Raw genomic sequence first — 14265 nt, 5'->3', positions numbered from 1 at the left:
GCTATTCCTGTCCCGACAGCAGGCGCCGCAAATGCACACCGACGATCTCGCGGCGATACCAGGCGCTGCCGAGCGCGTTGTCTGAGGGCGAAGTTCCTTCTGTGGCGGCAGAGGCCGCAGCTGCGATGGTCGCCGCATCCAGCGAGCGGCCCTCCAGCGCGCGCTCGGCGGCGCGAGCGCGGATCTGGGTCGGCGCCATCGAGCCCAGCGCAATCCGCGCACCCGCAATCCGTCCGCCGCTGACCGGCAGATGCGCGGCAAGCGTGATCACCGAGCCGCCCTTCGGCTTGATGCGCGCGATCTTGCGATATCGGAACGCCTCGCTGCTTGCCGGCCGCGTGCAGGACACCGACAGCACCAAAGTTCCGGCCTGGCGCTCCCGCCCTTGTAGAAACTCCTCGATCGGAATATCGCGCGAGCCGAAGCCGCCTTGAACCGCAATGGTGGCGTCGAGCGCCAGCAGCGCCACGGTGAAATCGCCGTAAGGGTTCGGCGCGAACAGATTGCCGCCGACCGTGCCCATGTTGCGGACGGCGGGACCGCCGATCGAGCGGGCAGGGGCATGCAGGAAGGCGAGGTCGCGCTCGGCGAGCACGCGCGCGAAGGTGACGCCGGCGCCCAGTGTGATGCGCGGACCGGACGCGTCGATCCGGGTCAGCGCCTGGTCCTGCGCCCGCACGATCGTCGAGATCGAGACGTCGCCTTCGTTCAGCGCGCGCATCACCAGCGTGCCGCCGCCGAGATAGCGCGCGCTGCGGTCCGACGACAGCGCGCCGGCCGCCTCGCTCGCATTCGTAAAGGTTTTTACCGTCACGGCCATGGCTTAAGCGGCCTCCTTCAGATGGCGGCGGATCGCTTCGAATCCGGCCTGATAGATGTCTTCGGCGACCATGTGGGTGATGCGGTCCTTGTCTTCCGGCTTGGTCGTGAATCGCGATTCCCAGTGCCAGAAGGTGCGGTCGCCGTCGGTGACCGGCAGCAGCCGGACATGGGCGACGTAGTTGAACATCGGGACCGGCGTATCGAGCAGGCAATAGCTGAAGGTCTGCTCGAGGTCGGACAGCGCCAGCAATTGTTCGCGCAGCTCCGAGCCGTCCTTCAGCTTGAACCGCCTGACGCAGCCGATCTTGTCGGCGGACTGCGCGCGTTCGATGGAGGAGGTCGCGACCGCCGGGTGCCAGCGGTCGTGCCCGTTGAAATCGCGCAGCACGTCCCACACCGCGTCGGTCGGTGCGTTCAGGATCGTGCTCTTGACGATATGCGGCACGGCTATCCTCCGAACACGCGCTTCAGGGCGTCGAAGCCGCCCTGGAACACGCCGCCGCCGATGTTGTTGACGAGCTCGGTCTCCCGTTCCGGCGCGCAGTCGAATTCCGCGGTCCATTCCATGAACGTCTGGTCGCCGTCGGTGACGGGCGTCAGGCGCAGGGTGGCGACGTAGTTCTCGACGCCCATCGGCGATTCCAGGATCGAGTAGGTGCAGAACATGTCGTAATCGGAGAGGCCGAGCAGCTTCTCGCGGATGCGGTCGCCGTTGCGCAGACGGAAATCCCGGACACAGCCGATCTTGTCGGCGGGCTCGCCGCCCTCGATCCGGCTTTCGGCGATGGCCGGGTGCCAGTTCGGCAGGCCGTTGAAATCGCGCACCCGCGCCCAGACGCGGTCGTTGCGGGCGTTGACGACGGTGGAGACGTAGACGCGGGCCATCGCTCAAACCTCAGCTCTTCTTCCGCGGCCCGCGCTCGGCCGGCGGCTCGCCGCCCTCGGTCGCAGGCGGAGCGGCCGCCGGCTTGTCGCCGCCGCCACCACCTCCGCCGCCACCCTTGCGCGCGGCCTCCTTGATGCCCTGCATGTCGCGGGCCTCGCGGATCAGCCCCGGCATCTTGGCGAGACTGCCGCCTTCGACGCCGATATCCGACAGGATCGAGTCGATCAGCGGCGCCTGGACTCGGTAGCGTAGCGCCGAATCGATCACCTCGTCGGTGGCGCTGCGGCCGCCATTGCCGTTGCCGTGGCCGTTGCCGTTGAGGCCGTCGACCTGGAGGATGCGGATGCCTTCGATCTTCTCCATCGGCTTGACGCTCTCGCGCACGATGCCCTCGATGCGGTCGAGCAGCTTTCTGCGGAACAGCGAGTAGCGTGCCTGGTCAGTCAGCACGTTCTCGGCTTCGTTCAGCATGCGTTGCGCTTCGGCTTCGACCGCGGCGCGCACGCGCTCGGCTTCGGCGGCGATGCGGGTCTCTTCGGCCTGCTTCTCCGCCAGCAGAACCTCGACGGTCTTGCGCCGTTTGGCGATCTCGCTCTCGCGGGCGGTGACGACGCGCTCGGCGGCTTCGGTCGCCCGGATCCGCGCCTCCTCGGCGGCTGCGCGCGCGGCCGACTCCTCCAGCGACTTCTGATGGATCGCGATCGCCTTCTCCATCAGCACCGTCTCGACGTCCTTCTCACGATTGACCTCGAGCTTGCGCAGCTCGCGCTCGCGGCCGATGCGGGCCTCGTCGAGGCCGCGGTCGGAGGCGATGCGGGCACGCTCGACTTCCTCGCGCGCAGCAATCTCGGCCTCCTGGAGCGACTGGACGCGGGCGACCTCGAGCTGCTCGATGGCGCGGCGCCGCTCGATGCGGGCGGCCTCCAGCGCCTGCTCGCGCGAAACGTCGGTAGTCTCGACCTCCTTGCGCGCCACGATCTCGGCCTGCCGGACCTGGCGGTCGGCGTCGATCCGCTCGGACTTCTTGGTCGACAGCGCGATGACGCGGTCCTCGTCCGCGATCTCGATCGCCTTCTTCTGCTCGATGTTGAGCACTTCGCGCTTCTTGGAGGAATTGATGCGCTCGGCCTCGAGCGCCAGGTCGACCGTGATGCGCTGCCGCTCGATGGCGTCGCGCCGCTTCAGCTCGGCCGCCTCGAGGACGCCGGTCCGCTCGATTTCGAGCGCGCGCGTCTCCCGTTCGGCCTGGATGCGCTCGGCCGCAACCGCCTTTTCCTGGGCGATGCGGGCCGCCTCGATCGCCTCGCGCGAGGCGATGTCAGCTTCCTCGACGGCGCGGTTGCGGGCGATCTCCAGGGAGCGCACGCGCTCCTCCTGCGCGATGCGCGAGGCTTCCGTGGTCTCGCGCGCGGCGATGCCGGCGACGTCCAGCGCCTGGTTGCGCTCGATCTCCAGCTGCCGTGTGTTCTGCTCGGCGGCGATGCGCTCGGCGGCGAGCGTCCGCTCTCGGGCGATGCGGGCGGCCTCGACCGCGCGCTGAGCCTCGATCTCGGCCTCCTGGATGGTCCGCACCTGCTGGATCTCCAGCGCGCGGGTGCGCTCGTCGGACGAGATGCGCTCGACATTGACGATCAGCGTCTGGGCGATGCGGGCCTTTTCGGTGGCCTCGCGTGCGGCAATCTCGGCCTCGTCGACCGCGCGCGTCCGCTCGATTTCGCGGCGGCGCGTCTCTTCCTCGTTGGCGATACGGGCGTCGGTGACGACGCGGTCCTGCTGGATCCGGGCCTTTTCGATCGCCTCGCGCGCGGCGATCTCGGCTTCCTCGACCGTGCGCATCCGCTCGATTTCGCGCTGGCGCACTTCGCGTTCCGAAGCGATGCGTGTGGTATCGATCGAGCGCTGGTTGGCGATCCTTGTCTTCTCGATCTCCTCGCGCGCCAGCAGCTCCTTCTCCTCGATGGTGCGGGTCCGCTCGATCTCCCTCTGGCGGGTCTCGCGCTCGGAGGCGATACGGGCCTCGGCGATCGCCTGCTCATTGGCGATGCGGGCCCGTTCGATGGCCTCACGGGCGGAAATCTGCGCCTGCTCGGCTTCGGTCTCGCGCAGGGCCCGCTCGCGGGCGACTTCGGTGCGTTGAAGCGCGCGGCGCATCTCGATGTCGCGTTCCTGCTCCAGGCGCGCGGTCTCGCTCTCGCGCTCGATCTCGAGCGCCTGCCGCTCGGCTTCCAGGTTGCGGGAGCGGATCTTGATCATCGAATCCTGCTCGATGTCGTTGCGCAGCTTCCGCCTCGCCTCGATGTCCTCCATCAACCGGGTCAGGCCTTCGGCGTCGAAGCGGTTCGAAGGGTTGAAGAACTCGAGGTCAGTCTGGTCGAGATCGGTGATCGCGACCGATTCCAGCTCGAGGCCGTTCTGGGCAAGAGCTTCCGCCGCTTCGGTCTTGACCCGCGCGACGTAGTCGCCGCGACGCTCGTGCATTTCCTCCATGGTCATCTCGGAGGCGACCGAGCGGATCGCGGAGATGAACTTGCCGGCCAGCAGTGCGTGGAGCTGCCCGGGTTCCAGGGTGCGGCGGCCGAGTGTCGCCGCGGCAATCGAGACGGCCTCCCGGGTCGGCTGCACGCGGACGTAGAAGTCGGCCTCGATGTCGACGCGCATGCGGTCGCGGGTGATCACGGCATCCTGCTTCGAACGCACGATGCCCATCGGCAGCACGTTCATGTTGACGGGCGTGTAGTCGTGGATGAACGGCAGCACGAAGGCGCCGCCATTGATCACCACGCGTTCGCCGAGGAAGCCGGTGCGGACGAACGATGTCTCCTTGGAGGAGCGGTGGTAGAGCCAGTTCACGATATAGACGCCAACCACGATCACGATGATCGCGACGATCAGCCAGAGGATCAATTCACCGACCAACATCCCTGACATCTTTCCCTCCCTCGAACCTCGCGGGCGTTATCGCGCGCCGATCGCCTTGAATTGCCGCACCTGTTCCGTCAGCGCCCGCTCCACCGGCAGCCGCTCCATCGAGGATGCGCCGTAGAAGCCGTGGCAATGACGGGTGTTCTTCATGATGAAATCGGCGTCGGCGGGATCTGCGATCGGGCCGCCATGCGCCAGCACCAGGATGTCCGGATTGACGCTGAGCGCGGCGGTGGCCCAGGTGTCGATCCGCGCCGGGCAGTCCTTGAGCTTCGGCGCGGTTTGCGCACCGATCGTGCCGCCGGTCGTCAGGCCCATGTGACAGACGATGATGTCGGCGCCGGCGATTGCCATCGCCGCGGCTTCCTTCTCGCTGAACACGTAGGGCGTGGTCAGCATGTCCTTGTCGTGCGCCTTGGCGATCATGTCGATCTCGAGCGCGTAGGACATGCCGGTCTCTTCGAGATTGGCGCGGAAGGTGCCGTCGATCAGGCCGACGGTCGGAAAGTTCTGGACGCCGGCAAACCCGAGTGCCTTCAGCTGGTCCAGAAATACGTCCATGTCGCGGAAGGGATCGGTGCCGTTGACGCCCGCCAGCACCGGGGTCTGGTCGACCACGGGGAGCACCTCGCTCGCCATTTCCAGCACGATGGCGTTGGCATCGCCATACGCCATCAGGCCCGCGAGCGAGCCACGCCCGGCCATGCGGTAGCGGCCGGAATTGTAGATGACGATGAGGTCGACGCCGCCGGCTTCCTCGCATTTGGCTGACAGCCCCGTGCCGGCGCCGCCGCCGACGATCGGCTCGCCGCGCCTTGCCATGTCGCGAAACCTCTTCAGCAGCGCCGCGCGTTCAAACCTGGCCATCGGTCACCTCGCGAGTCTCCGCCGCACACCGGTCCGCCCGAACAGGTTTCGGAACGCACTGACGATGGCGGCGGCGAAATCGGGATCGTTGATGTTCTTGGGGATGCGAATGAGCTGGCGGTTGCCGGTCTGCCGCACGGTCCGCTCCAATGTGCGGAACAGCGCGGCGTCGGCATCCGGATCCCAGAACGGCTGACCTCGCGCGTCGAGGGCCGAGACGCCGCCCTCGGGCAGGAAGAAACGCACCGGGCCATCCATCTGGTTGAGCCGCTCGCCGATCCAGCGGCCCATGCGCTCGTTCTCTTCGGCCGTGGTCCGCATCAACGTCACCTGCGGATTGTGGACGTGGAATTTGCGGCCGCGATAGCGCTCGGGAATGGTGTCAGGCGCGCCGAAATTGACCATGTCGAGCGCGCCCACCGAGCCGACATAGGGCAGGCGGCTGCGGATGATCGCGCCAAAGCGGTCCTCGGCGGCGGGAAATACGCCGCCCATCAGGAGGTCGCAGACTTCTGTCGTGGTGAGGTCGATCACGCCGGCGAGCTGGCCGGACTCCACGAGCTTCTCCATCGAGCGTCCGCCGACGCCAGTGGCATGAAAGACCAGGCATTCGAAATCGCCGCGCAAGTCGGCGGCGATCTTCTGCACGGCCGGCGTGGTGACGCCGAACATGGTGATTCCGATTGCAGGCAGTCCGCCGGCCTCGCGCGCCGTTGCGGCACGCGTGTCGAGCCGCACCTTGACCATGCCGGCGAGCGCATTGGCGCCGTTGGCGAGCACTGCGCGCGAGATCGAGTTCAGCCCCTGCACGTCGGTGACCGAGTACATCATCGTGATGTCTGCCGGGCCGACATAGGGGCCGACATCGCCCGAGGCGACGGATGAGATGATCAGCTTGGGAACGCCGACGGGCAGGGCCCGCATCCCCGGGGCGACCAGCGAGGCCGCGCCCGAGCCGCCCGCCGAGATCACGCCGGCGACATTGCCCTGGCGCCGCAGCCAATTCGCAAACGCATCCGCCATTGCTGTCACGGCGGCACCACGGTCGGTGCCGAACACGGCGGAGCCGCCGCGGCCGTGGTTCAGGGCGATCTCCTGCGCGGAGACATCGCAGGAGGAATGCTTGCCGCTGGTCGAGACGTCGACCAACCGCGTGCGCAGGCCGCTTTCGGCTATGATGTCGCGGATGTAGCGCAGCTCCTGGCCCTTGGTATCGAGCGTGCCGACGACCAGCACCACCGGCGGGCCCGAAGCCTGCGCCGCCACCGGTTCGTGCTTGCGCCGCGCCGTCTCGTCGAGCCGGGCGACCTGCGTCGAGAGCGTCCGCGCCGCGGCCTCGATGCGGGCGATCGGCACCGGTTGCGACCATCGCGTCGGCAGCGTCGGATTGGAGATGTAGATGCGCACCGGCCCGTCGCGCCGTGGCGCCGGCGCCGGCTTCGTTTCGGCGCCGGATGCGGCGATTTCGATATCCGGTTCGAGCTCCGCATGAAGCCCGACGCCGAGCAGGCGCTGCTGCAGCTCGCGATCGGCGGCAAGGCGCGCGGAGTCGATGATGCGGTTGATGCGGCCGTTGACCATGATCGCGACGTTGCGCGAGATCGCGGTGGCGACGCCAATGTTCTGCTCGATCACGAGCACGGACATGTCGCCGTCGTCGCCCAGCCGCAGCAGCATCTCCTCGACCTGCGCGACGATGACGGGTGCGAGGCCTTCGGTCGGCTCGTCCATGATGAGCAAATGCGGATTGGTGAGCAGCGCGCGCGAGATCGCCAGCATCTGCTGCTCGCCGCCGGAGAGCTGGCCGCCGCCGTGGCCCTTGCGCTCGGCGAGGCGCGGGAATGTGTCGTAGATGCGCTCGACGGTCCAGGCGCCCGAACGCAGACCGCCGGCGAGCTGCAGATGCTCGTCGACGCTGAGCGAGCGCCAGAGACGGCGTCCCTGCGGCACGTAGCCGACGCCGAGCCGGGCGATCTGGGCCGGCGGCCGGCGCGTGACATCCTCGCCGCGGACGCGGATCGAGCCGCCGCTCACGCCGACCAGCCCCATGATCGCCTTGCACAGCGTGGTCTTGCCCATGCCGTTGCGGCCGACGACGGAGAACACTCCGCTATCAAGCACGAGATCGACGCCTTGCAGCGCGTGCGAGTGGCCGTAGTAGACGTCGAGGCCCCGAACCTCGAGCGCCGGATTGCTGCGGCGGACCTCATTCATGGCCGCCTCCGAGATAGAGCTCCTGCACCTCGGGGTCGGACTGGATCTCCTCCGGCAGGCCTTCCTTGAAGACGCGGCCGTTGTGCATCATCGTGACGCTCTCGACGACGCGCAGCGCAACGTCCATGTCGTGCTCTATGATGATGTAGCCGATGTGCGCGGGCAGGGAGGTCAGGATCTCGATCAGCTCGGCCCGTTCCGTCGGCGACAGACCCGCGGCCGGCTCGTCGAACAGCACGAAGCGCGGCGCGCCGGCGAGCGCGAGCGCGATCTCGAGCTGGCGCTGCTGGCCGTGGGCGAGCTCGGCCACGCGCTGGTCCTTCACCGCGGATAGATGCACGGCCTGGACCAGGTTGTCGGCCGCGTGCATCAGGGCATCGTTCTGCCCCGGTCGCAGGAACGAGAAGCGTCCGCGCGACACGCCGCGGCAGGCGAGATAGACGTTGTCCTGCACGGTGAGGCCGGGGAACAGCGCCGAAATCTGGTAGGTGCGGCGCAGCCCGCGGCGGATGCGCTCATAGGGCGGGAAATGCGTCACGTCCTCGCCGAAGAAGCGGATGGTGCCGGAGGAGGGTGGGAAGTCGCCCGTGATGCAGTTGAACAGCGTGGTCTTGCCGGCACCGTTCGAGCCGAGCACGGCGCGCCGCTCGCCCGGCCGCACGGTGATGGTGACGTCGGTCAGCGCGGCGAGCGCGCCGAACAGCCGCGTCACGCCGCGCAGCTCCAGCGCAGCGCCGGCACCGACTGCGGAAAGGCGTTGGGCGACGCTATCCATGGCCGCGCCCTCCACTGGTGCGGCTCACCTCGCGCCGTTGATGCTGACGCCAGCGCTGCCAGAGGCCAATGACGCCGTCCGAGGACCAGAACACGATGGCAAGGAAGCCGAGCCCGATCAGCAGGCGGAAGCGGTTGCCGTCGAGTCCAAGTCGGACCAGGAAGTCGAGCGCGAAGGTGCGCAGCAGCACGAAGATCAGCGCGCCGATGAAGGGCCCGATCGGGCGCGTGATGCCGCCGACGACGGCGATGATCAGCACGTCGATGCAGGCGCCGACGCTGACCGAGCCCGGCGAGATCTGGCGATAGTTCCAGACCTGGAGCACGCCGGCCAGCGCGGCGACGAAAGACGCGAAGGCATAGGCCGCGACACGATGCGCATTGACGTTGAAGCCGAGCGCCGCCATGCGCCGCGGATTGTCGCGCACGCCCTGGAGCGCAAGGCCGAACGGGGCGCGCGAGAGATACTCGACGGCAAAATAGCAGAGCGCGGCGACCGCGAGCACGATGTAATAGAAGGGAATGTCGGCGCGCCAGTTCACGCCCCAGAAGTGTGGCGTGGCCACGGTGTTGATGCCGGTATGACCGTTGAAGATCGCCCAGTTCTGGTTGGTGAAATAGTAGAAGGCCGCTCCGATCGCGAGCGTGATCATGATGGTGTAGATGCCTTCGGTGCGCACCGCGAGCGCGCCGCCGAGCGTGCCGAAGGCGGTCGCCAGCGCGAGCGCCATCGGCACTGCGAGCCACCACGGCCAGCCCAGGCTGATATTGGGGTTGCCGCTGACGCCGAACACCGCGACCATGTAGGCCGAGAAGCCCGCGATGGTGAGCTGCATCAGGCTGACCATGCCGCCATAGCCGGCAAGAAACATCAGGCTCAGCGCCACGGTGCCGAGGATCAGCGTGCTCGCGAAGATCTCGATCAGAAAAAAGCTGCTCGCGATCAGCGGCATGATCAGGAAGATGACCGCGACGGCCCAGGCGGCTGGGTTGTTGATCTCTGGCCACGTCCGGGCCGGGCGCTGCGCCTTGGTGGTGCGGCCTACGGTGACGTGGGCATCGTGGGCGAGCGACATCTCAGCGCCTCGCCAACAGGCCTTGCGGCCGGATAGCCAGCACCAGCACCATGATCAGGAAGGTCACGACGATGGCGTAGGTCGGGATGTAGACCGAGCCGAGCTGCTCGGCGAGGCCGATGATCAGCGCGCCCAGCGCAGCGCCCGGGATCGAGCCCATGCCGCCCACGATCACGACGACGAGGGACGCCAGCAGGAAACGGATGTCTTCGCCGGGCGACAATGACTGGAAGGTGCCGCCGACGACGCCAGCGATGCCGGCAAGCCCCGCGCCGAAGGCGAACACCCCGACGAAGACGAGCTGGATGCGCACGCCCGTCGCGGCGAGAATATCGCGGTCGTCGACGCCGGCGCGGATGATCATGCCGATCCGGGTGCGGTTGAGCGCGAGCCACATCGCGACGCCGATCACCACGGAGGCCACGAAGATCACGAGCCTGACGAGTGGATATCTGAGGTAGACCGGATCGCCCGAGGATTTGATCGCAGTCACCAGCGGCAGCTCGATGGGACCGATCAGCCATTTCGGGGTCTGGATCTGGTAGAAGTCGCCGCCGCAGGCCCACAGCATGAGATCGGCAAACACGATCGAGAGCCCGATCGTCACCATTGTTTGCCTGAGATCCTGGCCCTCCATCCGGCGGAACACGATCACCTGCAGCAGCACGCCGACAAAGGCGGTCAGGACAAAGGCGACGATGAAGCCGAGGATCCACGAGCCGGACGATGTGCTGATGGCATAGCCGATATAGCCGCCGAACAGGTAGAGCGAGCCGTGCGCGAGGTTGACGTTACGCATCAGGCCGAAGATCAGCGTGAAGCCACTGGCGACCAGGAAGTAGAGGCCACCGAGCGTGATGCCATTGAAGACCGCGTTGAGGAAGACGCGCTTGCGGCCGATCGCCTCTTCCAGCCCCGGCGGCCAGACCGCAAAGGTCAGCCAGAGCGCGACCGCAATCGCGATGATCGTAATCAGCGCCCAGGCCGGATGGCGTTCGACGAAGCGGTTCATGGCTTCACCTCGCCCCGCTTGCGGGGAGAGGTCGGCGCGTAGCGCCGGGTGAGGGGGACTCTCCGCGAGTCAAACTGCCGCCGCACTTGCGGAGACTCCTCCTCACCCAGACCCTCTCCCCGCAAGCGGGGCGAGGGGGCATGCAGACCGTGACCGGCCGCTAGCCTCGCCATGAACGTGCGCTCCCGTCACTCGCGATCCTCTTTTCCGGGATCGCGTTGCCGGCATCCTAGCCAAGCGGCGAGGGCGACGTTTGATCGTGAGTATCTTTTCGTAGCCTGCGCTCAGGCACGCAAAACCTTGGCGGCGCGACGATAATCGGTCGGGGCCATCCCGACATTGGCGGCAAAAAAGCGCGTGAAACCGCTCTGCGAGGAGAAGCCGAGATCGAAGCCGATGTCGGCGATCGGTACCTCGCTCGCCACCAGCGCTTCGAGCGCCTGTTCCATGATCAGCGTGTTGAGATAGAGGTTCGGGGTGACGCCGGTCTGCACGCGGAACAGCCGGTAGAAATGCGGTCGCGACAGGCCGGATTCGCGCGCGATGGTGTCGAGCTCGATTTCAGCGCCGGGGCTCTCCGACATCATCTTGATGCACTTGCGGACGCGAAAGTCGGTGACGGCGCCGCCTGCGCGCGGATCGCGCGCGATCTCGGCCTGCTGCCAGCTTTCGTCGTAGCAGATGTCGATCAGCCGCCTCAGCTCGGAATCGAGACTGGAGAGCGATGGTGCGCCGCACACGAGCGCGGCGGTCCGCCTGATGTGCTTGTCGAGTGCTGGCGTGCGCTTGAACTGGGTGCGGCCGAAGCGCAACCGGTCGGAGCCGGAGGCATCCGGCGCAAACCATTCGGCATTGACGTAGAGCACGAAGAAGATGGCGCCGCCCTCAAGATCGGTCGGCAGAAAGTTGTGCGGTTCCCAGGGATTGACAGCGACGACCGACGTCTCGGTGAGATCGTAATGCCCGTCGGAGACATCGATGCATGCCGACATGCCGCCGACATGGAAGATCAGATGACCTTCGCGATGGGCGTGGATATTGAAAGGCCGGTTCAACTGATAAACCGTCGCCCGGCCGAAGCGGCCATGGAAGACGGCGAGCGCACGGCTCATGCCTTCCCCTCCCGAATGTTCTTGTCTTTTCGGCCAGCCTTCAACAACACCGCCGAGATTGCAAGAGCGGAGAGCGACCGCGTCAGCGAGTCGCTCCCCGGTTGCGTCTGCCTGACGTGATGCGTCAGTACTTCTTACATTCCGGCACGGTGCGGCTCGGCAGCCCGATCTTGGAGAACACGGCCGGGTCGTAGCCGAGCGTCTGGTTCACGTTCGGGATCACCTTCACGACCTTGCTGAACAGCGCGCCCTTGCCGTCGTCGACGACTTCGGTGACGAAGTTGGTGCCGATCGCCTGGCGGTTGGAGTCGAGCTTGATCTTGCCGTTCGGTGCGTCGAGCTCGATCTTCGCCAGTGCTTCCTTGTACTTGGCCTGGTTGTTGGAGAGATCGCCGTTGACCTGACGCAGTGCGAGGATCAGCGCCATGGTTGAATTATAGTAGTTGGTGGCGAGCAGCGACGGGCTCGGGAAGCGCTTGTTGGGCGGGAAGGCGTCTTGATAGGCCTTCACGAATTTCTGCCAGCCCGGATCCTCCCAGGTGTCGGCCTGTCCGCTCGCCGCGATGGTTCCGATCAGCGCGTTCTTGGCGTTGCCCTTCGACGACAGGATCGTCTGGTCGATCATGATGGAACCGCCCATCAGATGCGCCTTGCCGCCGGCCTGCTGATACTGGTTGAGGAAGTTGACGGCGTCGGCGCCGCCAAGCCCGAGATAGATGGCATCGACGTCGTCGGGCAGGGCAGCGATGACGGAGGCGAAGTCCTTCGTTCCCAGCGGCACCCATTGCCGGTTGGTGACCTGTCCGCCCATGCCGCAGAACTCGAGCACCAGCCCGAACACCTGGGTATAGATGAAGGAATAGTCCTCGCCGACGGTCGCGATCTTGCGATACTTTTTCTCCTCATAGGCGTATTTGCCGAGGCCGATCTGCCACTGCGCGCCGTCCATGTTGTAGCGGAAGAAGTTCGGTGCCGGGTCGACATAGGTCGTTTCCTGCGCGCCGGATGCGGCATTGATGAACGTCAGCCCGGGATGGGACTTGGCAAAATTCTTCACCGCGATGCCTTCGTCGCCGGAGAGCGGCGACAGCAGGATCTGCACCTTGTCCTGCTCGATCAGCTTGCGCACGGCGCGCACGGCGGAGTCCGGCGTTGCATCGGTCGAAGCGACGATGAATTCGAGTTCCTTGTCGCCGACCTTCTTGCCGAGCACGTTGAGCGCGGTCTGGTGGCCGCGCATGCCGTCCTCGCCGAGCACCGTGTAGGTGCCCTCGAGCGTTGCGGTCACGCCCACCTTGATCTTTTCCTGGGCGATCGCCGCGCCCGAAAGAAACAGGCTGCTCAACGCGAGCAGTCCGATGCTGCATTTCGACATGTGCTCCTCCCTGTGTCATCGCTTGTTGCCGCGACGAACCGTATGATGCCCGTGGCTCTCGAAGCCCGCGGCTTTGGAGGAAAGCTAACCGAAGTCGGATGCGCTGCACCCATCGCGGCCTCGTTCGGCTTGACCGGTAGTCTCATTTTTGAATGTTGCGGCGCGAGTGATTTTCGCGGTGCAGCAGGACGCCGCGCTAGCTGTAATCTTCGCCGAGAAACTGGTTGATCGCATCGAACGCCTGCAGACGGTTCTTCTCCAGCAGAACCATGTGCGTGCCTTCGCCAATCTCGACCCATCGCCGGTAGGGCGCATGCGTCAGCGAAAGGAAGAAGTTCTGCGCCGAGGCGATAGGAACGTCCTGGTCCCATTCCGCGTGGACCAGGAGCACGGGCACGCGAATGTCGGCGGCGTCATAGAGCCTCTTGCCAGCGGCCCAGTATTCGCGGATGTCCAGGATCGGGCCGTTGACGGCACGCATGATGGCAGGCGCTTGCGCGCTGCCTAGCGGGTCGGTGGCGAGCGAGATATTGGCCCAGCGCTCGAAGCCGCCCGCCGGGATCAAGCTCGATCGTGCCGCTTCCGGCGCAGCCGAGAGCCAGCGCGTCCTGAAGTCCAGCACGCGAACGTTGCGATAGCCGCCGAGGCGCCCGCCTGCATCGATCGGAGCTGGGCCCTGCAGCACCCAAAGCGGCGCGACCAGCGCGAGCTTGACGACCTTGTCGTTGTTGCCTGCAGTGTAAGCACCGGCCACCGAGCCGCCCCAGGACATGGCAACCAGATTGAGTCGCGCGATCCTGCGTTGCTTCAGGATGTGCGCGACGGCGCTGGCGAGGTCACGCACGCCGGCCTCGGTGCGCACGAGCGGTGCGGACTGCTCCGGCGGGATGTCCATCTCGGACGGGCGGGTCGACTGGCCATAGCCGCGCACGTCGAGCGCGAAGACGTCGTAGCCATGGCCGGCGAGATGATCCATGAACGAGAGGCCGCCGAGCGGCGTATCGAAAAGGCTTCCCGATGAATAGGTCGCGCCGTGCATCATCAGGATGGTTCGCTCGGCGGAGAAGGTCTCGAGCGCCGCGGGACGCTTGTTGCGCAGGTGAAGCGAAATTCCGGCCGTGTCGCTCGGGATCATGAGATCCTCGACTACGATCTTGGGCCTGTCGACGCGCGCGCTGGCGTGCTGATTCATGATCGTTCTCCGT

12 protein-coding genes are annotated in these 14265 nt (G+C 66.4%); all 12 read right to left on the bottom strand.

The annotated features are described in order from the left end of the window. Position 1: 1 nt before the first annotated feature. Entirely contained in the window at positions 2–820 is an 819-nt protein-coding gene (locus ACTEK7_RS07175) for an FAD binding domain-containing protein (RefSeq protein ID WP_025035418.1), read from the bottom strand. A 3-nt stretch (positions 821–823) separates the two neighbouring features. Continuing rightward, positions 824–1267 (bottom strand): SRPBCC family protein, encoded by a 444-nt coding sequence (locus ACTEK7_RS07170; RefSeq protein ID WP_057029889.1) that lies wholly within the window; start codon positions 1265–1267, stop codon positions 824–826. Between the two features lie 2 nt (positions 1268–1269). After that, a complete protein-coding gene (locus tag ACTEK7_RS07165; protein WP_035699161.1) occupies positions 1270–1707 on the bottom strand; it encodes an SRPBCC family protein in 438 nt (145 codons plus the stop codon). A 10-nt stretch (positions 1708–1717) separates the two neighbouring features. Then, a complete protein-coding gene (locus tag ACTEK7_RS07160; RefSeq protein ID WP_225145846.1) occupies positions 1718–4636 on the bottom strand; it encodes a flotillin family protein in 2919 nt (972 codons plus the stop codon). A 27-nt stretch (positions 4637–4663) separates the two neighbouring features. Further along, on the bottom strand, positions 4664–5497 hold the full coding sequence (locus ACTEK7_RS07155) for a phosphoenolpyruvate hydrolase family protein (RefSeq protein WP_225145845.1): 834 nt from the start codon (positions 5495–5497) through the stop codon (positions 4664–4666). Positions 5498–5500: 3 nt separating this feature from the next. Then, on the bottom strand, positions 5501–7711 hold the full coding sequence (locus tag ACTEK7_RS07150) for an ABC transporter permease (RefSeq protein WP_225145844.1): 2211 nt from the start codon (positions 7709–7711) through the stop codon (positions 5501–5503). Next, positions 7704–8486, bottom strand: a complete 783-nt coding sequence (locus tag ACTEK7_RS07145; RefSeq protein WP_036023786.1) for an ABC transporter ATP-binding protein — start codon at positions 8484–8486, stop codon at positions 7704–7706. The genes ACTEK7_RS07150 and ACTEK7_RS07145 overlap by 8 nt, the downstream gene beginning before the upstream one ends. After that, positions 8479–9561: a branched-chain amino acid ABC transporter permease gene (locus ACTEK7_RS07140; RefSeq protein WP_225145843.1), complete on the bottom strand. Its 1083-nt coding sequence runs from the start codon at positions 9559–9561 to the stop codon at positions 8479–8481. The genes ACTEK7_RS07145 and ACTEK7_RS07140 overlap by 8 nt, the downstream gene beginning before the upstream one ends. A gap of 1 nt (position 9562) precedes the next feature. Next, the gene (locus tag ACTEK7_RS07135) at positions 9563–10573 is read right to left on the bottom strand and encodes a branched-chain amino acid ABC transporter permease (protein ID WP_225145842.1); all 1011 of its coding nucleotides are present in this window, start codon (positions 10571–10573) and stop codon (positions 9563–9565) included. 284 nt (positions 10574–10857) lie between these two features. Further along, entirely contained in the window at positions 10858–11685 is an 828-nt protein-coding gene (locus ACTEK7_RS07130) for a helix-turn-helix domain-containing protein (protein WP_057029882.1), read from the bottom strand. Between the two features lie 124 nt (positions 11686–11809). Next, the gene (locus tag ACTEK7_RS07125; protein WP_036013367.1) at positions 11810–13060 is read right to left on the bottom strand and encodes an ABC transporter substrate-binding protein; all 1251 of its coding nucleotides are present in this window, start codon (positions 13058–13060) and stop codon (positions 11810–11812) included. A 196-nt stretch (positions 13061–13256) separates the two neighbouring features. Beyond that, positions 13257–14252 (bottom strand): alpha/beta hydrolase, encoded by a 996-nt coding sequence (locus ACTEK7_RS07120; RefSeq protein WP_225145841.1) that lies wholly within the window; start codon positions 14250–14252, stop codon positions 13257–13259. Between the last annotated feature and the right edge of the window lie 13 nt (positions 14253–14265).

Source organism: Bradyrhizobium sp. JHI2711 (assembly GCF_056156565.1).
The sequence above is the reverse complement of the archived record's forward strand: the minus strand, read 5'-3'. Positions and strand labels throughout refer to the sequence as shown.